24 protein-coding genes are annotated in these 22,028 nt (G+C 29.2%); 16 read left to right on the forward strand and 8 right to left on the reverse strand.

The annotated features are described in order from the left end of the window. Positions 1-7: 7 nt before the first annotated feature. From AB8B23_RS04930 to argH, 6 genes are all read right to left on the reverse strand, one after another. On the reverse strand, positions 8-1,390 hold the full coding sequence (locus AB8B23_RS04930) for an NCS2 family permease (RefSeq protein ID WP_369713704.1): 1,383 nt from the start codon (positions 1,388-1,390) through the stop codon (positions 8-10). Between the two features lie 49 nt (positions 1,391-1,439). After that, positions 1,440-2,792 carry a hemolysin family protein gene (locus tag AB8B23_RS04935; protein ID WP_369713705.1) on the reverse strand — a complete coding sequence of 451 codons (1,353 nt, stop codon included), beginning with the start codon at positions 2,790-2,792 and terminating at the stop codon, positions 1,440-1,442. 386 nt (positions 2,793-3,178) lie between these two features. After that, positions 3,179-3,337 carry a hypothetical protein gene (locus AB8B23_RS04940; protein ID WP_369713706.1) on the reverse strand — a complete coding sequence of 53 codons (159 nt, stop codon included), beginning with the start codon at positions 3,335-3,337 and terminating at the stop codon, positions 3,179-3,181. 168 nt (positions 3,338-3,505) lie between these two features. After that, positions 3,506-3,979 (reverse strand): GNAT family N-acetyltransferase, encoded by a 474-nt coding sequence (locus AB8B23_RS04945; RefSeq protein WP_369713707.1) that lies wholly within the window; start codon positions 3,977-3,979, stop codon positions 3,506-3,508. A 322-nt stretch (positions 3,980-4,301) separates the two neighbouring features. Continuing rightward, a complete protein-coding gene (locus AB8B23_RS04950) occupies positions 4,302-4,481 on the reverse strand; it encodes a hypothetical protein (RefSeq protein WP_369713708.1) in 180 nt (59 codons plus the stop codon). A 167-nt stretch (positions 4,482-4,648) separates the two neighbouring features. Continuing rightward, positions 4,649-6,028: an argininosuccinate lyase gene (argH, locus tag AB8B23_RS04955; protein WP_369713709.1), complete on the reverse strand. Its 1,380-nt coding sequence runs from the start codon at positions 6,026-6,028 to the stop codon at positions 4,649-4,651. Between the two features lie 226 nt (positions 6,029-6,254). Between argH and AB8B23_RS04960 the strand changes: the two genes are divergently transcribed. The 10 genes from AB8B23_RS04960 to AB8B23_RS05005 all read left to right on the forward strand — a co-directional run bounded on the left by AB8B23_RS04960 (position 6,255) and on the right by AB8B23_RS05005 (position 14,972). After that, on the forward strand, positions 6,255-7,049 hold the full coding sequence (locus AB8B23_RS04960; RefSeq protein ID WP_369713710.1) for a M48 family metallopeptidase: 795 nt from the start codon (positions 6,255-6,257) through the stop codon (positions 7,047-7,049). Positions 7,050-7,069: 20 nt separating this feature from the next. Then, the gene (gene dusA / locus AB8B23_RS04965; protein WP_369713900.1) at positions 7,070-8,068 is read left to right on the forward strand and encodes a tRNA dihydrouridine(20/20a) synthase DusA; all 999 of its coding nucleotides are present in this window, start codon (positions 7,070-7,072) and stop codon (positions 8,066-8,068) included. A gap of 248 nt (positions 8,069-8,316) precedes the next feature. Beyond that, positions 8,317-9,081 carry a formate/nitrite transporter family protein gene (locus AB8B23_RS04970; RefSeq protein WP_369713711.1) on the forward strand — a complete coding sequence of 255 codons (765 nt, stop codon included), beginning with the start codon at positions 8,317-8,319 and terminating at the stop codon, positions 9,079-9,081. 60 nt (positions 9,082-9,141) lie between these two features. Further along, positions 9,142-10,302: a 4Fe-4S dicluster domain-containing protein gene (locus tag AB8B23_RS04975; protein ID WP_369713712.1), complete on the forward strand. Its 1,161-nt coding sequence runs from the start codon at positions 9,142-9,144 to the stop codon at positions 10,300-10,302. Further along, positions 10,299-11,177 (forward strand): anaerobic sulfite reductase subunit AsrB, encoded by an 879-nt coding sequence (gene asrB / locus AB8B23_RS04980; protein ID WP_369713713.1) that lies wholly within the window; start codon positions 10,299-10,301, stop codon positions 11,175-11,177. The genes AB8B23_RS04975 and asrB overlap by 4 nt, the downstream gene beginning before the upstream one ends. A gap of 19 nt (positions 11,178-11,196) precedes the next feature. Next, complete coding sequence (asrC, locus tag AB8B23_RS04985; RefSeq protein WP_039901675.1) at positions 11,197-12,171, forward strand: sulfite reductase subunit C; 975 nt, start codon at positions 11,197-11,199, stop codon at positions 12,169-12,171. 58 nt (positions 12,172-12,229) lie between these two features. Continuing rightward, entirely contained in the window at positions 12,230-12,388 is a 159-nt protein-coding gene (locus AB8B23_RS04990) for a hypothetical protein (protein WP_015769377.1), read from the forward strand. Between the two features lie 259 nt (positions 12,389-12,647). Further along, on the forward strand, positions 12,648-13,979 hold the full coding sequence (locus AB8B23_RS04995; protein WP_369713714.1) for an FAD-dependent oxidoreductase: 1,332 nt from the start codon (positions 12,648-12,650) through the stop codon (positions 13,977-13,979). Between the two features lie 25 nt (positions 13,980-14,004). Then, on the forward strand, positions 14,005-14,400 hold the full coding sequence (locus AB8B23_RS05000) for an OsmC family protein (RefSeq protein ID WP_369713715.1): 396 nt from the start codon (positions 14,005-14,007) through the stop codon (positions 14,398-14,400). 26 nt (positions 14,401-14,426) lie between these two features. Continuing rightward, positions 14,427-14,972: a hypothetical protein gene (locus AB8B23_RS05005; RefSeq protein ID WP_369713716.1), complete on the forward strand. Its 546-nt coding sequence runs from the start codon at positions 14,427-14,429 to the stop codon at positions 14,970-14,972. Between the two features lie 101 nt (positions 14,973-15,073). Here the strand turns inward: AB8B23_RS05005 and AB8B23_RS05010 are convergent, their stop codons facing one another. Together AB8B23_RS05010 and AB8B23_RS05015 are read right to left on the reverse strand one after the other, a co-directional pair. Continuing rightward, positions 15,074-15,442, reverse strand: a complete 369-nt coding sequence (locus tag AB8B23_RS05010; RefSeq protein WP_021745361.1) for a hypothetical protein — start codon at positions 15,440-15,442, stop codon at positions 15,074-15,076. Between the two features lie 102 nt (positions 15,443-15,544). Further along, positions 15,545-16,456 (reverse strand): toxin-antitoxin system YwqK family antitoxin, encoded by a 912-nt coding sequence (locus AB8B23_RS05015; protein ID WP_021745362.1) that lies wholly within the window; start codon positions 16,454-16,456, stop codon positions 15,545-15,547. Positions 16,457-16,639: 183 nt separating this feature from the next. Between AB8B23_RS05015 and AB8B23_RS05020 the strand changes: the two genes are divergently transcribed. The 6 genes from AB8B23_RS05020 (at position 16,640) to AB8B23_RS05045 (ending at position 21,999) form a co-directional block, all read left to right on the forward strand. Continuing rightward, positions 16,640-17,491: a hypothetical protein gene (locus tag AB8B23_RS05020; protein ID WP_369713717.1), complete on the forward strand. Its 852-nt coding sequence runs from the start codon at positions 16,640-16,642 to the stop codon at positions 17,489-17,491. A gap of 31 nt (positions 17,492-17,522) precedes the next feature. Beyond that, on the forward strand, positions 17,523-18,341 hold the full coding sequence (locus AB8B23_RS05025) for a hypothetical protein (protein ID WP_369713718.1): 819 nt from the start codon (positions 17,523-17,525) through the stop codon (positions 18,339-18,341). Between the two features lie 33 nt (positions 18,342-18,374). After that, complete coding sequence (locus AB8B23_RS05030) at positions 18,375-19,277, forward strand: hypothetical protein (protein WP_369713719.1); 903 nt, start codon at positions 18,375-18,377, stop codon at positions 19,275-19,277. Positions 19,278-19,301: 24 nt separating this feature from the next. Continuing rightward, the gene (locus tag AB8B23_RS05035; protein ID WP_369713720.1) at positions 19,302-20,096 is read left to right on the forward strand and encodes a hypothetical protein; all 795 of its coding nucleotides are present in this window, start codon (positions 19,302-19,304) and stop codon (positions 20,094-20,096) included. Positions 20,097-20,123: 27 nt separating this feature from the next. After that, complete coding sequence (locus AB8B23_RS05040) at positions 20,124-21,035, forward strand: hypothetical protein (RefSeq protein ID WP_369713721.1); 912 nt, start codon at positions 20,124-20,126, stop codon at positions 21,033-21,035. A 61-nt stretch (positions 21,036-21,096) separates the two neighbouring features. Then, positions 21,097-21,999 (forward strand): hypothetical protein, encoded by a 903-nt coding sequence (locus AB8B23_RS05045; RefSeq protein ID WP_369713722.1) that lies wholly within the window; start codon positions 21,097-21,099, stop codon positions 21,997-21,999. The last annotated feature ends 29 nt before the right edge of the window (positions 22,000-22,028 follow it).

Genomic DNA, 22,028 nt, shown 5'->3' on the forward strand with positions numbered 1-22,028 from the left:
AATTTGATTATGACATAAATAATAATTTAACTATAAATAATGCCCCTAAAATAACCATTACCCATGAAACGTGTCTTCTGTCTTCTTTTTTCGAGAATAAATTGTAAAATAGATTTATTAATACGTAAGATAATATTCCTAATGTCAAACCATCTCCGATACTGTAAGTTAGGGCCATTGTTGTAATTGTTATGAAAGACGGGACTCCTTCCAGAATATCGTGCAAGTCTATATTTTTAACTGAACTTAACATTAGGTAACCAACGTAAATTAGAGCTGGAGCTGTGGCACATCCTGGTATTGAAATAAATATTGGTGAGAAAAACATTGATATTAGGAATAGGAATCCTGTTGTGATAGCAGTCCATCCTGTTCTTCCTCCTGCGATAACTCCTGTTGAGCTTTCTACATACGTTGTAACTGTTGAAACTCCAAGTGCGGCACCAGCTGTAGTTGCAATTGCGTCAGCCATTAAAGCTCGTCCTACATTCGGTACATTTCCGTTTTCATCTAGCATATCAGCTTTTGAACATACTCCTACTAATGTTCCGACAGTATCAAAAAAGTCCACAAACAGGAATGTACAAACTATAACAAATAAATTTCCAAACATTTTAAAATCAGTAAATAGCTTAAAGTCTAATTTCCCCATAACAGGCATCATTGACTCGTATTTAAAGATACCAGATGGTAAATAAATTCCTAATTCTTTTGCATGTGCAGGATTTATAAGTGCATATCCCCAGGCTAGAAGAGAACTCAATACTATTCCATAAAGAATTGATCCACGTACATTCTTTTTATCTAAAATAGCTATTAAGAATAATCCGATAAATGAAATAATAACTGCTGGAGAAAAATGTCCCATACTAACTTTGGTAGATTCATTTAAAACAACCAGCCCACTCCCTGAAAAGCCGACAAATGCGATAAATACTCCAATTCCACCAGTAACAGCGTGTTTCATATTTTCTGGAATAGAATTTACTACAGCTTCACGTACTTTAAAAAGTGTTAAAAAGATAAATATAATTCCTTCACAGAAGACAGCAGTCAAAGCAGTTTGCCAGCTGATACCGCCTTTTAATACAACTGTAAATGCAAAAAAAGCATTTAATCCCATACCTGAGGCAAGAGCGAAAGGCAGATTTGCAATAAGGCCCATAAGAAAACATCCAATTGCGGCTGAAAAACAAGTTGCTGTAACTAATGCCCCTGCATCCATACCTGTTTTTGACAAAATATTTGGATTTACAGCAATTATGTACGCCATTGTAAGAAATGTTGTAATCCCTGCCATAATTTCCTTTTTCATATTGACATTTTCATTTGCTAAAAGCGGGAAAAGCCGTTTAAGTCCGCTTGTCTGTTGAATATTAGTAATACTCATTTTGATTGATCAACTCCATTTCTATGTATTGTTTATTTATTGTAAAATATTAATCATCCTCATTTGATTTATTTTTAGTTTTTTCATTATTTTCTTTATCTTTGTCAAAAGTCATAACAACTTTTTCAATTTTTTTATTTCTAACTCGCTGTGGCTTGAATACAACACCATTAATAGTAATTGGCTCAATATTTTCATTGTCTTCAGGAATATATCCTAAATTTTCAATTAAAATTCCGCTTAAAGTATCATAATATTTAGATTCAAGTTCAAAGTGAAAGCTATCATTCAGGTCATTTAAGGAAACATCTCCATTAATTAAGTATTTATTTCGTGACAATTGACGGATTGACAAGTCTTCATCATCAAATTCGTCAGCAATATTCCCCATAACTTCCTCAATCAAGTCTTCAAGTGTAACAATTCCCGAAAAACCTCCGTATTCATCAATTAGAATAGTAATATGCTTTTTCTCAAGCTGCATTTCATTAAAAAGTTCATTTACATTTTTTGTTTCAGGCACAAAATACGCTTCTTGCAGCAAATCAGCCACTTTTATGTTGTCAAATCCCTTTTTGTAGGCTTCCATCATCAAATCTTTAGTTAACAATACTCCAACAATATTGTCAGCTTCATTTTCATAAACAGGAATACGTGAATATTTTCCAATTTCCTTATTTTCAAAAAGTTCATGAATTGAGATATTTTTATCAATCAAAAAAACTTTTGTTCTTGGAATCATTATTTCACGTGCAATTTTTTCATCAAATTCAATAATATTCTCAATCATTTCCTGTTCAGCTTCATTAATAACACCGTGTTCCTTACCGACTTCTACCAGCGAACGCAGTTCCTCTTTAGAAACTTTTTCTTCAATATTGTCTTCTTTCATTTTCAAAATTGTAAGTACCAAATTTGTAGAAAATGTCAAAAACTTTACAAATGGAGAAAATAACCTTGAAATAAATACAATAACTCCAACTGATGATAAAGCAATCTTTTCTGAATTTCTAAGTGCAATTCTCTTTGGAATCAGTTCCCCAAAGACAAGTGTAACATATGATAGCAGAAAAGTTATTAAAATCATTGAAATCTGATTACTATATGGGATATTCAAAGGTTGCAATGCATTCGACAAATATTGCGATAAACCAGTCGCTGCCGATGCTGATGCAAAAAAACCTGCCAAAGTAATTCCAACTTGAATAGTAGACAGGAATTTACTAGGTTCCTGCAGCAAATTATCAAGTAAAATTGCTTTTTTATTTTCATCTTCAATTAATATTTTTAATTTATTTTTGTTTAACGAAACAATCGCCATTTCCGCACTGGAAAAGAAAGCGTTAATTCCCGTTAAAATTATTATTATTACAATCTGTAATAATAAACTGCCCTCAGACATTTTATTTTTCCTCCTAAATTTTTTAAATTTACCAACTTTTATAGTAACAAATTTTAAAACTAAACTTAAAAATGTAACTATTTATTTAAACTCTAACTTTTTATTTTGTATTAATTTAAAGAGTTTAAGCATATTATAGCATATTTTTAAAAAATTTAAAAATTGATTTTAAAATTATCTGCCAATCGTTAAACAGCCGTAGCTAAACAAATGAAAACTCCATCAGTTTATTAAAATTTAAAAATTAGATATAATTTTATAATTATTTAAGCAAAAGAAAAAAGACAGGAGTACATTCCCCAGTATGGGAAGCCCCTGTCCTCTGTATATATTTCATAGCTTTTAAACCTTTGTCATCCATCTTATCTTTTCCATGTCACATATATCTAGTAGACAATATTTCCGTATCTATCCTTGCAGTAATAATCACCATTAGCCCTCTTAAAACATCTTACACCTCTTTCCGCAGCTCTCCGATCTGATTCTTTCCATAGGGCAATATCACGTGCACTGCAGCCTATAATTGCCACAGTAAGTATAATCATGAGTAAAATTTTCTTAAACATTGCATATCATCTCCTTTTTAAATATCTATGTCAAATATTTATCCTGTTTTATGTATTTACTGTTTGTGTTCTTTTTATATTTTCATTATACAACATTTTAAGCTGGAACACAATCTATCTGATAGTTTTATTATAAATAATAGAAAATTACAAAATCTCTTCAAAAACATACTTCTGAACTTTCATTCCTAATTTTTCATAAAATCTAACAGCTCCAGTATTCTTAGCCCAAGCATCCAATGTTAAATTATAACACCCTTCTTTTTTTGCAAAATCTAAGGCAAAATCATACAATTTCTTTCCGGTATTCTGCCCACGAGTACTTTCATCAACACAAAGGTCATCAATAAATAACGTTTTTATATCAGTTAGTACGTTGTGATTTGTTTGTTGCTTGAAAATACAGAAAATATAGCCAATTACGTTATCATTTTCATCAGTTGCTACGAATATTGGCTTGTTTGAGTCGTTTAACATTTCTGTTAATTCTTTTGCTGTGTATTTTTTCCCAGTTGCCTTGAAAATATCTGGACGTCCTTCGTGATGAACTAATAAAATTTGTTCCAGTAAATTTTCTATTTTTGGAATATCTTTTTCTTGTGCTAGTCTAATCTCTTTCATTGTAGTAATTTTTCCTTTCATTTGCATTTTTTTTTAATATTATTTCCTATTTAAATAGTGAATGTTTAATAAATTTTGAATTATATATCTTATCAAAGAATTAAAACTTCTTGTTCTTAAAATATTTTCTATTTTCTGAATAGGGTTTAATAATGAAAGCTCCATCAGTTTATTAAAATTTAAAAATTAGATTTAATTTTTATAATTATTTAACCAAAAGAAAAAAGACAGGAGTACATTCCCTTGTATGGGAAGCCCCTGCCCTCTGCATATATTTCATAGCTTCTTTAACCGTCATTATCTGTTTTGTATCACATATAATCTAGTAGACAATATTTCCGTATCTATCCTTGCAATAATACTCACCATTAGCCCTCTTAAAACATCTTCTACCTTCTTCTCTATCTCTTTGATTCACCCTATCCCAGTAACTTGGACTTAGCAGTTCACATCCCACGACAGACATGGCAAGTATGATTGTGAGTAAAATTTTCTTAAACATTGCATATCATCTCCTTCTGCTTTAAATATCTATGTCAAATATTTATTCCATTTTATATATTAATTATTTGTGTTCTTTTTATATTATAATTATATAATATTTTAAGCTGTAATACAAATTGTTTTTTATGTTTATTCAGAAAATTTAATAAAAAAGAAAAAACTCTGTTATAAAGTTTCTAAAAATTTCCTTCCATTTTCAATTTGCATTTCGACATTTTTTATGGAAGTTCCACCATACGAATTTCGTTTGTTTACACAGTTTTCAATTGTGATTTCTGAAAGAATATCGTCTTTGAAAATATCAGAAAATTTATGAAATTCTTCGAGTTTCATGTCATCAATTGCGATTTTCTTATCTTCGCAGTAGGATACGATTTCTCCAACGATTTTATGTGCCTGTCTGAACGGAACATTGTGTTTTGCAAGGTAATCGGCTACATCTGTTGCGTTTAGGAATCCTGCTTGCATTGAAGTGTAGATTTTTTCGTTGTTTACTGTTATTGTGTCAAGCATTAGGTAGAAAATTTCGATGGATAATTTGATATTGTCAATAGAGTCAAAAATTCCTTCCTTGTCTTCCTGCATATCCTTGTTATAAGCTAGCGGAAGTGCCTTCATTGTTGTCAAAATTCCCATAAGATTTCCGTAGATTCTGCCAGTTTTTCCTCTTACAAGTTCGGCAATGTCGGGATTTTTTTTCTGTGGCATAATTGAAGAGCCAGTTGCAAAGGCATCATCTAGATTTATAAATGAAAATTCGGATGTGCACCAGATAATAATTTCTTCTGAAAATCTTGACAAGTGCATTGAAATTACTGAAATAATCATTGCAAGCTCAATTATAAAATCTCTGTCGCTTACAGAATCAAGACTATTTTCCGTAGGCTTTGAAAATCCAAGTTCTTCTGCCACAAAATGTCTATCAAGATTAAATGTAGTTCCAGCCAATGCCCCTGCTCCAAGTGGCATTTCATCACTTCTTTTGAGAAAGTCCTCAATTCTCGAAATATCCCTTTTAAACATTTGAAAATAAGCCATCAAATGATGAGAGAATAAAATCGGCTGAGCCCTTTGTAAATGAGTATATCCAGGAATAATAACATTTTTATATTTTTCAGCAAGCCCTAGCAGTACATTTTCCATTTTTACAAGTAAATTTGAGATTTCACGAGCTTCTTTTCGTACATACATTCGCACGTCAAGAGCCACCTGATCGTTTCGGCTTCTGGCAGTATGCAGTTTTCCAGCCAATGCCCCAATAATCTGTGTCAGCCTTTTCTCAATCGACATATGAATATCCTCATCTTCAATTCTAAACTCAAATTCTCCCTTTTCAATTTCATCCTTTATTTGAAGCAACCTATTTTCAATATCTTTTTGCTCGTTCTCTGCAATAATCCCTTGCTTAGCAAGCATTCTGCTGTGTGCAATGCTTCCAGCAATATCCTCTTCATACATTCTTTTATCAAATGTAATTGAGGCATTAAATTTTTCTAACAATTTATTAGTTTCCTTATGGAATCGACCTTCCCACATTTTTTTCATATTTCTCAGCCCTTTCTAGTTAAATGTAATTTTTTGTATATTATACCAAATAAAACCGTATTTTTAAAGTATAGACGAATATAAATTGAAATAAATATAAAAAATATAACTAGAATTTTTTTTAAATAAAATTTTATTCAATTTATAAGAAAATCATATTGAAAATTACAAGAAAAAATTGTACAATTAATAGATATTATATTTCAAAAAAGAGAGGAGTTTTAAAATGAAAAAATATTCAAAAATATTATTTTTAGTAACAGTAACAACGATGCTTTCAAGCTGTGCAGTTGCTCCGCTTACTGGGAGAAGACAGTTAAAGCTGGTAAGTGATGAGAGTGTAGCAGAAAGCTCAGTTTCTACATATAGACAGCTTATTCAGCAGGCAGGAGCTAAGGGACTTTTGGCGAATAATACAGCTGAGGGACAACGGTTGAGAAGAATTGGAGGTAAAATTTCTACAGCAGTTGAGAAGTATTTGAATGAAAATGGAATGTCAAATAAGGTATCCAGCTTACAGTGGGAATTTAATCTAATAAAAACTAATGAAATAAATGCATTTGCAATGCCAGGTGGTAAGATTGCCTTTTATACTGGAATATTACCAGTTCTGAATACTGATGGAGGAATTGCGTTTGTAATGGGACACGAAATTGGCCATGTTATTGGAGGTCATCATGCCGAAGCTTCAAGTAACAAGGCTCTTGCAGGAATTGCCGCAACTGTAACAGATGCTGTAACAGGTGGAAATGCTGTATCTTCAATTGTTTCTGGCGGACTTTCAATTACTCTTCTGAAATTTAACAGAACTCAGGAATACGAGGCGGATAAATATGGAATGATATTTATGGCAATGGCTGGATATAATCCAAATGAAGCCATTACAGCTCTTGAAAGAATGGATTCGATGGCTGGAAGCAGTAGGTCAGATATTTTATCAACTCATCCATCTGGAAAAAATAGAATTGAAGCGGCAAGAAAATTCTTGCCTGAAGCAATGAAATATTATAATGCAAGATAAACTGATAATTTTTGAAATTAATGAAAGGAAATGCTGTGAAAAATAAGATAAGTATCGCTCCAATGGTAGACAGAACGGATAGAAATTTTAGAAATTTTGTAAGAATGATAAATAAAGACGTTTTATTGTATACAGAGATGATAACGGCACAGGCTATTCTTAATGGAGATTTAGACTATATTTTGGGATTTAATGAAGTGGAGCATCCAATTGTTCTGCAAATTGCGGCAACAAATCCAGAAGAAGCATATAAAGCTGTAAAAATCGCTGAGAAGTACAATTATGATGAAATTAATCTAAATGTCGGATGTCCATCAGACAGAGTATCTGGAAATATGATGGGCGCTTATCTTATGGCATTTCCAAAAGAAGTAGCAAATATAGTGAAAGCAATGAAGGAAGCAACAGATAAGCAGATTTCAATAAAGCATAGAATAGGGATTGATGGAAAAAATATATTGCCAGAATCTTTTGAGCGAACTCTATTAGATAAATATGATGATATGGTAAATTTTATTAATATTACTAAAGAAACTGGGATAAATAAATATATTATCCATGCACGGATAGCAATACTTGCAGGACTTGATCCAAAGCAGAATAGAAGTATTCCGCCTCTTAGATATGATGAAGTTTACCGTGTAAAAAAAGAATATCCTGATTTACATATAGAAATTAATGGTGGAATTAAAAGTGTCAAGGAAATTGATGAACATTTAAAATATGTTGATTCTGTAATGCTAGGACGTGAAATTTATGATAATCCTATGATTTTGACTGAATTTGGAAAATATTACGGGAAAAACATAAATATTACTCGTAAAGAAATCATAGAAAAAATGATTTATTATGTTGAAAATATGGAAAAACAGAAGATTCGTCCGCATCTATTCTTAATGCATGCTCACGGTCTATTTCATAATATACGCGGAAGCAAAGCCTGGAAAAGGGCAATTAACGAACCAAAGGCAGATTCTGAAACATTAAGGGAGTTACTCGAAAAAATTGAAAATTTTTAAATAAACGGAAATTTAGTATTAATAAAAAAATTGTTGTTTTAAATACAGCAATTTTTTTTTACAAATTATTTTTGATTAGTCAATCAAAATATTATATTTACGAATATAAAAAAAATATTTTTTATAGTGGACTTTTTCACTTTTTTATGTGATAATTTAGTACACAAACAAGAAATTTTTCACAAGATAAAAATAGAAAATTGTTAGGAAGGAGAATGTAATAAAATTAATTTTGTTGCTATAGGAAAATGAGAAATAATGAAACTTTGGAAAAAGTCTCAAATGCTGCAAAGGATAAGGTTAGATTTTTAAAAGAGCATAGCGGGAAATATTTTTTATCTGCATTTTTGGCTGGAATGTTTATTGGAATTGGAATTTTATTGACATTTACGGTTGGTGGAGTTAGTAGCGGCTTACCAACTAACAAAATTCTTATGGGAATTAGTTTCGGAATAGCGCTTAGCCTTGTAGTTGTGTTTGGAACAGAACTTTTTACAGGGAATAATATGATAGGGGTAGCAGGGCTTTTAAACAAGGGTATAAGCTTTAAGGATATGATTTTTATGTGGATAGCATCTTATCTTGGAAATATTTTAGGATCAATTCTGCTTGCAATAGTATACGTATTTTCAAATTCTGCTTCAAAACCTGTTGTAGAATTTATTGTGAAAGTTTCAAAGGCAAAGATTACTGCATTGCCTCACGAACTGTTTTTTAAAGGAATTTTATGTAATATTCTTGTGTGTCTTGCGGTTCTGGCTGGAATAAAATTAAAAGAGGAAACTGCTAAGCTAATAATGGTATTCTGGTGTTTATTTGCATTTATAACTGCTGGATTTGAGCACAGTGTTGCTAATATGACTCTTTTAATGATGGGGATAATATACAATGGAGCAAAAGAAATAACATTAAATGGTTATTTTTATAATTTATTATTTGTAACATTGGGGAATATTGTTGGTGGAGCATTTGTTGGTTTTGCTTGCTATTATTTAGCAAAAAAGGATAAATAATAATTTAAATAAAAAAAATAATTTTTAAATGGAGAGATAAAGTAAAATTTAGGAGGGAAAATGAAAATCAGTTTAAATCGTGAAAATTTTAATCTGGCACTTAAAAAGCTGAAAAAAGAATATAAAATATATGCACCAATTGAGATACCATTTCGAGGTACATTTTCAGATACTTCTGTAATCAGATATTCTGAAATTGAAACAATTGATGAAATATGTTTTGACAAAAAATCTCATTTTTCAGCAAAGGAAATAATGTTGCCAATAACGCAAACAATGTTCTATTTTACAGAAGAAGGTTGCAAGATGCCCAAAGAACAGGAGCAGAAATATCTTATATTTCTTAGAAGCTGTGATTTACATGGTGTCAAAAGAGTTGATGATATTTACTTGAATAATAAATTTTTGGATATTTACTACAAGAGGGTTAGAGATAAAGTTAAATTTGTAGTGTTTGGATGTCCAAATTCATTTGAGAACTGTTTTTGTGTAGATATGGGCACTAACAAGACTGATGAGTATAATATTGGAATAAAAGTTACAGAAAAGGAAATATTTGCTGATATAAAAGATGACGAGCTGAAGGTTTATTTTAAAGAACTTATCGCTGAGAAAAACAATGGAAGCAATGATGAACATAAAATAAATGAAATGTATCTGGATGTAAAAGATGAAAAAATGAAAAAATATCTTGAAGAAATAATTGCTGAAAATAATAGTAATAAGATAAAAGAAAATGTTGAATTTGAAATGGAATTCGTAGAAGATAATGAAATCCATGTGGATATTCCTGACAATATTGAGCTTGAAGATATAATAAATTTGGATTTATGGCGTGAATACGACAGTCGTTGCATAGCCTGCGGAAAATGTAACTTTGTTTGTCCAACTTGTACCTGCACGACTACACAAGATGTTTTTTACAGCGAAAATGAAAACAATGGAGAAAGAAGGCGTGTATGGGCTTCATGTCATGTGAACGGCTTTACGGATATGGCTGGAGGTCATTCATTCAGGCAAAGGCACGGAGATAGAATGAGATTTAAGGTAATGCATAAAATATCTGATTTTAAAAAGAGATTTGGATATCAGATGTGTACAGGGTGTGGAAGATGTGATGATGCATGTCCTGAATACATTTCATTCTCAAATTGCATAAACAAGTTAAGTGCTGAACTAAAAAGAATTTCGGCTGAAAAAAGAGGTGAAGAATCAGAATGAGTACAATTAACACATTAAATACAATAAATATGGATGAACAAGCTATAATGGATATGAATGTATATTTACCGACTGTTCACAAACTTTTGTTTATTGAAAAAGTTACTGAGCTAGAATGGCTATTTCGTGTAGAATATAAAAAGGGAAGTGTAGAAGCTGGACAGTTTATGCAGGTTTCATTACCAGGAGTTGGAGAAGCCCCTATTTCCATTGCGAATTTTGACTTGGAGGAAGGTTATCTTGATTTCCTTATTAGAAAAGTTGGAAAAGTTACAGACAAGATTTTCGAACTGAAAGCAGGAGATAGAATTTTTTTAAGAGGACCTTATGGACACGGTTTTCCAATTGAACAATACAAAAATAAGCATATTGTAATGGTTGTTGGAGGAAGTGGAATTGCTCCAGTTCGACCAATTATAGAATATTTTACGAAACATCCTAATGAAATGAAATCTTTTAAAATTATTGTTGGATATAAAAATTATGAAAGTGTTATTTTCGAAGAGGAATTTTCACGTTGGAGAGAAAATATTGAAATACTTGTAACATTGGATAATGTAGAAACAGCAAGAAATATTGGAAAGACAGAAGACGAAATTCATGAAGGAATGGTTACCAAATATATTCCCGATTTAAAAATTCCTGAAAATATGGATGAAGTTGAATACATTGTTGTAGGCCCTCCAGTAATGATGTATTTCTCTTGTCTTGAAATCCTAAAAACAGGTATTCCAACTGAAAAAATATGGGTTTCATTTGAAAGAAAGATGTCCTGTGCCGTTGGGAAATGTGGACATTGTAAAATCGATGAAACGTATATTTGCCTTGAAGGTCCAGTATTTAGATATGATTTTGCAAAAAAATTACTTGATTAAGAAAGAAGAGGTAAAAACAATGAGCATGGATATAAATAGAAAAATTGTTACCAAAAATGCATTCAGGGTAACAAAGGACAGATCTAAAACCGCATTGCGTGTGAGAGTGCCAGGAGGAGCAATTACTGGGGAAATAATGGAAATGGTTGCAAAAATAGCTAATACTTATGGAGATGGAAATGTTCATATTACAACTCGTCAAGGTTTTGAAGTGTTGGGAATTTCTTGGAATGATATTGAAAAAGTAAATAAGATGGTGCAGCCAATTATGGAAAAACTGGAAATTAATTATAAGGATAAAGATAAAGGATATGCTGCGGCTGGTACGAGAAATATTGCAGCTTGTATTGGAAACAAGGTATGTCCAAAAGCTGCCTATAATACGACAGAATTTGCAAAAAAAATCGAAAAAGCAATATTTCCACATGATTTTCACTTCAAAGTAGCATTAACAGGCTGTCCAAATGATTGTCAAAAAGTTAGAATGCATGATTTTGGAATAATTGGAATGGCAAAACCTGAACTTGATGAATCTAAATGTGTTTCTTGCGGAATGTGTGAAAGAAAATGTAAAAAGCTTTCAACAGGAGCAATTTCATATAAAAACTATAAACCTGTAAGAGATCACCAAAGATGTATAGGTTGTGGAGAATGTGTATTGAACTGTCCAACAGGAGCATGGACAAGATCTCCTAAAAAATATTACAAACTTGCAATAATGGGAAGAAGTGGAAAACAAAATCCAAGATTGGCAGAAGACTGGTTATTCTGGGCAGATGAGGAATCAATAATAAAAATAATAAAAAATACTTACGAATATGTTGATAAATACATCGATAGAAGTCTTCCAAAAGAACATATTGGTTACATTGTTGACAGAACAGGTTTTGAAGAATTTAAAAAATGGGCATTAAAAGATGTTAATCTTCCAGAAGAAGCTGTAATTGTAAATAATGTGTACTGGAAAGGTATAAAATATCAAGGAATATTATAAATATTAAGATTAACTTTTAGTGTAAGGTATAAATTAAAGATAAGGAAGTGTGATTTGTATGTCTTCATCTTGGATGGATAAATACAAAAAATATAAAAAAGATTTTAACAAAAAAGATTATCATGGTGAAGATCCTAGTGAAGTCAATGAGTATGATGAGTATGACGAATACGAAGAACATCAGGATAAAGATAATGATGATGAAACTAAAGAATAAAATTTATAAAATATTGTAATTTATGATATTAAAAATTAAATTTAGAAAGAGGCTATTTTAGAAAATGAATCTGAAGTAGTCTTTTTATTTTAAAAATAATTTTATTTAAATATAAATTTGTAAAAATTTCAAAATACTATTGATTTTTTTTTAAAATGTAGTATAATTAAATAGATTGAGAAAAAAATAATTTGATTTAACAATTATTATAAATTTATTTAAAAATTGAAATATGAATATTATGAAGGAGAGGAAATAGATGAAAGTAGTTGTAATTGGATGTACACACGCTGGTACAGCGGCAATCTTAAATTTGAGAAAGACAAATCCTGATGCGGAGATAACAGTATTTGAAAGAAATGACAATATTTCATTCTTGTCTTGTGGGATTGCCTTGTATGTAGGAGGAGTTGTAAAAGATCCTCAAGGGCTGTTTTACTGTTCACCTGAAAAATTAAGAGAATTAAATGTTGACACTAGAATGAGACATGAAGTAAAGAATGTTGATATTGAAGGTAAAAAAGTAAGAGTTGTGAATTTGGAAACTGGAATTGAATTTAATGAAACTTTTGACAAATTAATCATTACATCTGGTTCTTGGCCTATTATTCCACCAATCGAAGGAATTGATTTAAATAATATCTTGCTTTGTAAAAATTACAATCATTCAAATGAAATTATTGAAAGAGCAAAACATTCACAAAAAGTTGTTGTTGTTGGAGCAGGATACATTGGAGTGGAACTTGTTGAAGCATTTAGAGATAATGGAAAAGAAGTTGTGCTAGTAGATGCAGAAGAAAGAGTTTTAAGCAAATATTTTGACAAGGAATTTACAGATGTTGCTGAAGAATCGTTTAAACATAGAGGAATTGTAATTGCAACTGGAGAAAAAGTTGTTAAATTTGAAGGAAGCAATGGAAATGTAACAAAAGTAGTTACTGACAAAAATGAATATGAAGCTGATATGGTAATTATGTGTGTTGGATTCCTGCCAAGCACTTCATTGTTTAAAGGACAGCTTGAAATGCTTCCAAATGGAGCGATTAAAGTTGACGAATATATGAGAACAAGCAATAAAGACGTTATGGCTGCAGGAGACTGCTGTTCAGTATTCTATAATCCGCTACAAAAAGAAAGATATATTCCACTTGCAACAAACGCTGTAAGAATGGGAACATTAGCAGGTATAAACTTGCTTGAAAATAAAGTTAGACATCTTGGAACACAAGGTACTTCAGGAATTAAAATTTACGAAAACAATATGGCTGCAACTGGATTAACAGAGGAAATTGCAAAACAAGAAGGAGTAGAAGTTGAAAGCGTAATTGCAGTTGATAACTATCGTCCTGAATTTATGCCAACTTATGAAAAAGTAACATTAAAAGTGGTATTTGAAAAAAATAGCAGAAGAATTTTAGGAGCACAGTTAACTTCTAAAATTGATTTAACACAATCAATTAATACATTGTCAGTATGCATTCAAAATAAAATGACTGTAGAAGAATTGGCATTTGTAGACTTCTTCTTCCAGCCTCATTATAACAAGCCTTGGAATTTCTTGAATTTAGCAGGATTAAATGCTTTAAAATAGAATTTAAGACAATTAAGGAATAAAAATGAATAAAATGATAGTAAAATATGACAAAAATTTCAGAATGAAAATAGAAAATAACAGAAATAGCGAGATTATTTTGACAGACCGTAATGGCGAAATGCTTTCTCCGTCAGAACTTCTCGCTGCGTCTGTAGCTTCATGTGCAATGACAGTTTTATCAATAAAATTAGAATCTAATAACCAGAATTTTCAAAATTGCTATGCAGAAGTTGGAAAAAAAGTCGATTTAACAACTTTTAAAATTACAGAAATCAATATTGCATTTCATCTAAAAAAGGAATATAGTCAGGAAGTAAGAGAAAAAGCTGAAAAATCAGTAGAAGAAATGTGTGTAGTTGGCAGAAGTTTAAGTAAAGATGTGAAACAAAATTATTCATTTATTTATGATGTGGAATAGTTAAAACTGCATTTAGGTGAGAAAAAATGATATACGATATATTAGATTTTTTAGAAGAGTTATTTTGGAAAGTAAGAGCTTACTATAGGAAAAGAAAAAGTATAATTATAAGTATTTTTATTTTTTTAACTTCAATTTATGTAGGAAGTTTGATTTTCTTTCTGAAAGATGAGAGAATTAGACTTGTAAAAGAGAATCGGAAATATGATTTTTGGTATATTCAGAAATTTGATTTCAAAATGAAACTTTATGTAATGAATTATGGATTCTCACTTAATGATACAGTTAGATCGTATCATTTTAACTTTAAAAGACATTTAATTGGGTGGAAATGGAAGATAGGCAGTAAAGATGTGTTTTATGTTTTTATATTGCCATATAATAGAAAACAGATTTATTTTCCAGAAAGGCAGATACTGTATTTGAAAAAAGCTGATTATTCAAAAGAATTTGAAAAAGAGGCTATAAATTATAAAAATATAGGAAAGTATTTTTTCGAAATAAAATTAGTAGAAGATGAAAAGGATAGAAAAATACAGAAATTCTTAAAATTCTTGGAAGAAAATAATTAATAAAAAAGGAGCAATCTCACAGATTAATGAAGAGAACTCCTTTTTTTGTTATATTGACTTTTTAATTTTGAAAAAATTAAGATTTTAATTGTAATAATTTATTACATTTTGAAATCTCCAGTTTCACCATTATTGGCTTTATTGATTAAAAAGTTTGACATTTCTTTAAATTCTGATACCGCTGCTGCGTCTTTTCCTGTTACAGAATTTACATTTTGGGAACTTATAAGATTTCTTGAAATTTCAAGAGCTATATCTCTAAATGAGTTTTGGCTCATTGAGAATAATTCACCCTTCTGATTTTTTCTGTCATATTGAGCACCAATTATTCTTCCATCCTTAACTGTTAATTTTACAAATGAAGTCCAATTGCCATCATGTCTTTTTTCAACAGAGTAAATACCATTTTGCAATGCTGAAAATCCCAAAATGTTTATTAAAAACATTAAAGTAAATAATAGTTTTTTCATAATTAACACCACTTTTCTAAGTAAATTTTTTTCTTTTATTCTCCTTTAAAACACCTGTTACATAAATATTATACCTTTAAAATCAAAATAAATCAAGTCTTTTTAATAAAATCCTTGTGTATCAGTTAAATATCCATCTTTATTATAGAAATTCCAGTTTCCATAAGCCTTGTAATTTCTTAAAGCACCTTGAACCTTGATTTTTCCGTTGTCGTAATACTGCGTGAAATTTCCATTTCCATTTACAAGTTTCATTTCACGTTCTTTTACTCCGTTTCTTGAATAGCCAAGAATATCAGTAATTATACCATTCTGATAAGTCTCTATCAACTTTTTTGTACCATTTTCGTAATTCCATGTCCATTGTCCATGTCTTAAATTACGTGAATAATTCCCATTAGAACGAATAGTTCCATTAGAATAGTAGGATTTTGTTGCACCGTTTAGCTGTCCGTTGGCGTAAGTATTCTCGTTTGTAACAATACCGTTTGAATATTTTGTTTCTTTTCCATTTCTGAGGTTGTTTGAATACTGCATTGTGGAGCTAAGTCTTCCAAATTCATCAAAATCATAGCTATCTCCGTTTAGAACACCGTTTTTATAATATCTTAGTGTTTTTGAATTTCCATTTCCATAAAAATCCACATCTTCACCGTCTCTTACTCCATTTACATAATTTGTGGCTTTTAGAATGTTTCCGTTTTCAAAGTATAGAAACATAGGTCCATGCAGTTTTCCGTTTTGATAATTTCTCAAAGCCTGTACTCTTCCAACTTCATTAAACTCAGCATAAGTTCCTGTAAAAGGTTGTCCGCTTTCCTTCAGAGTAGCGAAGTTTCCTGAAACAATTACATCTGTAACTGTACTATAGGGAGAGCTTAATGCACGTGCTGATTGTGCTGAATACTCGCTAGCTCTTTTGGGAGCAATTTTTGGAGCAGCTGCAGAAGATAAAATACTTATAGATAAACATGAAATTAATATTATCATTGATTTTTTGAATGTTTTTAACATAATAAATTCTCCTTCTTTTTTAGATATCGTTTCTATTATATCAATAATAAATTATATTTATCTTAGAATAATAAATTATATTTATCTTCATAATTTTAGTTCTATTTTTTTATAAAAAAGTTTTTAAAAATAAATAAAGTATGCTATAATTTTTGATATAAAATAGAAAAGAGAGGAGTCTTGATGGATTTTAATAAATTAAGAAATAATTTACAAAATAGATATTTTTCTACATGGGAATATTTTAGCAATGGTTTTAATGCTTTGAAAGTGTTTTCAAAAAAGCATCCAATACTACTATTTTTTCATTTCCTGTTTTCATTTTTTCTTGGAGTTGTTGTAATGTTTCAAGGGGCAGAAATAATAGCGGTAATGGATAAAATTGTAAAAAAATATGGGAGCACAAAAATTAATTCTAATGAATTTGTAAAAAGTAAAGAATTTAATGAACTAACGTCTGAAGTAATGCTGTTTATATTATGTTTTATTATAGTCTATTTAATTATTCGATTTATTTCGGCTGTTATAAGAAAAAAAATGGGCTTGGAAGTTGAAGAACGGGAAAATGAGTTTGGTCTAGTTGAAATTATTGTAAAATTTTTAACTATAACATTTGTAAACATAGTATTACAAGTATTTTTGATAATATTGGGAATTGTGATTACAGTATTTACAAGATCGACACTTTCATTTTTAATCTTATGGATTATTTTACAGCTAAATCTTTTATATTTCGAGCAGGCGTACTATCTAAGAAAAATAAATATAATCGAAGCATTCAAATATAACTTTTATATAAGCAAAGGGAACAGAATACGGATGTTGACTGTATTATTAACAATTTTTACTGTATTTGTAGGGATTAATTATTTTTTAGGCTGGTTATTTGAAGCTACAATAAAAAATCAGGTTACGCTAATGACTGTTAATGCCGTTTTTGGAGGAATAGCAGGACTTCTTTATACAGTTTTGGGAACAATGGTGAGCAACCTTGTTTATTTGAACTTAGAATATATAGACTTTAACAACAGTTAATATTATTTTTGATTGATTATGGAGGGGAAATATGGATTTTCAAAATTTGCAAGATGAATTGATAGAGAAAAAGTTAAATCTAACAGAATATTTAAAAAAATCAAAAGATGTCGTAAAAGTATTTTTAAAAGAAAATAAGCTATGGACAATATTTTTTATAATTGCAAACATTTGGATGCTGTTTTGCGCAGCATTTGAGAAAAAATTAACTTCAGAAAGTTATGTGAGACTGTATAATTCTTTTAGATATTTAATTTCAATGTTAAATACAGTCGCACCAGTTTACAGCAATTTATTTTATACGGCAGTGATTATGAAGATGGGATTTAAAATTGAGAATAGAGAAGATGAATTTACATTTAAGAAACTATTTCTCAAATTTTTGATGCTTACTTTAGTGTATTTTATAGTTAGTATGTTAGGTGGCTTTTTAATTCTTCCAGCCGCAATTATATTGCTGTATTCTAAAGCCAGTCTTGTAGGAATGATAATAGCTGGAATCATAATAATCGCCATAATTGTCTTTGTGCTAATAATGTTTCTTTATTTTATACAAATTTACTGTATTCGAAAAATGATGATATTTGATGTGTTCCAGTATAATTTAGAAATATCTAAGGGAAATAGAATGAGAGCAATTATTCCGATTATTGTTTTTGTATTGTTAAATGCTGTCCTTAGAGTGCCATTTTCTTTACGTCTTTTTGACAAGATACCATTAATTATAATTTTTCCGATATCTGCAATAGCTGGAATTATTTCAAGCTTTTTAGGAATATTTATAGCAATAATGGGAGTTATAATTTTTTTGAATGTAGAATACGATTACTTGGAAAAGCAGGGATTGTAATAAATCTAAAAAATAATAAAGGAGTAATTAAAAATGAAGATACAGAATTTACAAAATGAATTATCCAAAAGAAAATTGCAAATGGGAGAATATTTTAGAATAGCATTTGATGTTTTGAAAGTATTTGTGAAGGAAAATAAATTATGGACAATATTCTTTTTAGTTGCGAATATTTTTCTGTTGTTTTTTAATAGTATTGTTATAAGAGCAATTTCAAATGACAATTTTTTGGTACTAATAATGATGTTTTTGATTGTAGTTTATATTGGATTATTTTATGCAGTTTTGATTACAAAAGTTGCACAAAGAATTGAAAACACTAAAGAATATGATTTGAAAAATATAGTTATTAAATATTTAATTATATTTGGAATATGTACTGCAATTTTAGCTATTTTCTTTAGAATATTAATTGTTTTAGGCTGGGCTAATTTTATTCTTATGTGGATGATTGGTTCGGGAGGGGGTATTAACGATACAGTGGCAATAACAATACTGCTTGTAATAAAGGGAATTTTGATAATACCATTAACATTATTAATATTATTTCTTTTATCGAAAGTGGCGTATTTTATTCAAGCATACTACATAAGAAATATGTCATTTTCTAAAGCATTTCAGTATAATTTAAAAATATCTAAAAATAATAAGTTAAGAATTTTAATCCCTGTTATTATTCTTGCAATTTTAGATTTTATTGTAAAAATTCCATTTTTATCAGATTTATTTGGAATTTTAAATTATTTTTTGCTAATGCCTTTTACAATATTTTCGCTAGAAATTTTTGAACTGCCATTATTTGTAGCATTTCCGCTATCAGTAATCTTTGGGATTATTTCAAGCTTTTTACTTATCTTTATGATAACAATAGCAGTTATAGTATTTTTGAATGTGGAATATAATTATTTGAAAAAACAGGATAAAAATTTACAATAAATTTTGAAAGGAAATAAAATAAATATGGATTTTAAGGATTTACAAATGGATTTATATGAGAGAAAATTTAATATAACTGAATATTTTATGTGGATGTTTCAAGTTCTAAGAGTATTTATTTTAGAAAATAAATTATGGGTTATGTTTTTGGTTCTTGCAAATATTTTAACTGGAATAATGCCATTAAATTTTGTAAAAAAATATATATTTATAAGTGTAGCATTAGTATTTTATGGAAGAATTTTTATGTTTATCTCATATGCGAAAGTGCTACATCGGATAGAAAGCACAGAAAGTAAATATAAATTTAAAAGTTTAATTCTAAAATATTTAAAACTTTTGTTGGTAATGATATTTATTGTTCCTTTTGTAGTTATTTTGAGGGAACAGTTAAAATTTGCTATAAAAATATTGATAAAGAATCAGATTTCAAATACACAAATAATTGGACTGATATTTTTAATTCTTACATTAGTATTTATTCCATACTTTACTCAGATATATGCAGGAAGAGATATGAACATTTGGGAGTCTTTCAAGTATAATCTAATATTAGCAAGAAAAACTAGATTAAGAATTGGAATTCCTATTATTATTCTAACTTTACTAAGCGGTTCATTGTCAATGTTGACTTACTATTATAATAATTTTGAACAGCTTTATATAAGAAATATCGTTATAATTTTTTCAGAAAGTATTTCAAGTATTTTTGAAATTATTTTTGTAATAATGTATGTAATTGTATTTCTGAATGTAGAGTACGATTATCTCAAATTACATGGAAAAAATGCAGAAAAAATGATAGAAAACGAAATATAATTTTAGATTTAGGGAGGAGAAAAAATTATGGATTTTAAGAGTTTACAGAAAGAGCTGTTCGAGAGAAAATTCAAGCTGGATGAGTACATGGGAAATACTTTTGATATATTTGGAAGTATTGTAAAGGAAAATAAGCTATGGGTTGTGATTTTAGTAATATTGAATATATGGACGCTATATTCGACCACATTGCAGAATACAATAAATACAAGCATTAGAACAGCAGCAAGTTATGGTGATGTTAGCAATATGGCTAAATATTCAGGAACACAGCTTGGTATTAGTTTTCTTAATACTGTCGTATCAGTTTATTCAACATTATTTTCAATAATGATGTATTCAAAGGTTGTGATGAAAATAGAAGGTAGGGAAAATGAATATAGTTTTAAGAAGATATTCTTTAAGTTCTTGAAGATTTTTGGACTTACTATTATGTTTTTTGCTATATTTTTTATTGTGATGCTTATTCCTGTTTTAATAGGTATTATTATAGGAACAATAGCTGAATATAATTATTCAACAGTTCTTATAGTTGTTGCAATTTCAATTCCAGTTGTAACTTGGATAGCTGTTGTAGTTATAGCATGGATAAAACTTCTGTATTTTAGAGAAACGTTTTATATAAGAGACATGAAGATAATAGAAACATATAAGTATAATCTTGTTATATCAAAAGGAAACAAGTTAAGAAAAATTTTACCAAATATTGTGCTTTCTCTTATAGTTTTAGTTTTTGCATTACCATTTTTATTGAATATGTTTTTGTTTACCTTTCTGTTTACATCGTTTTATGTTGTAATATTGATAGCTGCGGTTTCTTCAATCGCAACATCTGCAATCGGAATTGTTTCAATAATATTAAATTCGCTTATATTTTTAAATGTGGAATACAATTATCTAAAAAGTATGGATGAGAAAAAAGAAGAAACACAAATTTAAAATTTGAAATATCATATAACTTAGTGTATAATTATAAAAAACTAGAAAGGAAAAATAAATTATGTATTTAGAAAATTTAAGAGAAAAAATCTTTAAAAAAGATCTTGGAATTGGAGAGACTTTTAGTGCAGCATTTGATTTATTTAAGATAATTCTTAAAGAGAATAAGCTGCTTGCATTTTTACAGTATATTTTAATACTTGCTCCAATTACAAGTATTTTTTTAGGATACTTTTGGATGGCTATGCTGGCTCTTTCAGGTTATACACAGCTAATTCCTATGTTTTTTTTATTAGGTTTCATTTTAGTCATTGCGTTTGTAATAGCAAATAATTACTTTATAGCATATTTTTCAAGAAAAATTGCATTAAAAGTGGAAGGAAGAGCAGATAAGTTTTCAACAGAAGGAATTCTTATAAAGTCTCTCGCAATGTTTGGAATAAGCGCAGGTTTAAGGATAATTTTATCTGTGTTAGAAATATTCCCTTTCATAGGTACCTTTTTAGCTTTTTTAGCAAATATAGCTATGATAGTTATCTTTATATGGGCTTTGCTTTATTTTTATGACATATATTATATTCGTAATTTCACTCTTTCAGAATCTTTAGATTATAGTTTAAAACTGTCTGAAGGAAATAGGCTAAAGAAAATAATTCCTGGAATAATATTTGTAGTAATAGCTGTTATAGGAAGTATGATAATTATCTTGCCATTTTCTAGTATTGTTAGAGGATTTTCTAATGGAATAGGTATAATCTTGGTAGTTATTGTTATTTCAGTAGTTATTTGTTTGTTCTTTTTATATTCTCAAGCTTTGCAAATTGTGATTTATCTAAACGTTGAAAATAATTATTTAGAAAATGAAGGAAAAGATAGCAAATATAATTTTAAAGATAAAGAAGAAATTAGTTTTGAAAACAACCAAAGCCTTAATAATTTTTTAGGCGAAAATAATGAAAAATAAAAAACTCTTTATATCGGGGTTGTCTTAAA

It is taken from the genome of Leptotrichia sp. HSP-342, from assembly GCF_041199995.1.
Classification (GTDB): Bacteria; Fusobacteriota; Fusobacteriia; order Fusobacteriales; family Leptotrichiaceae; genus Leptotrichia; species Leptotrichia mesophila.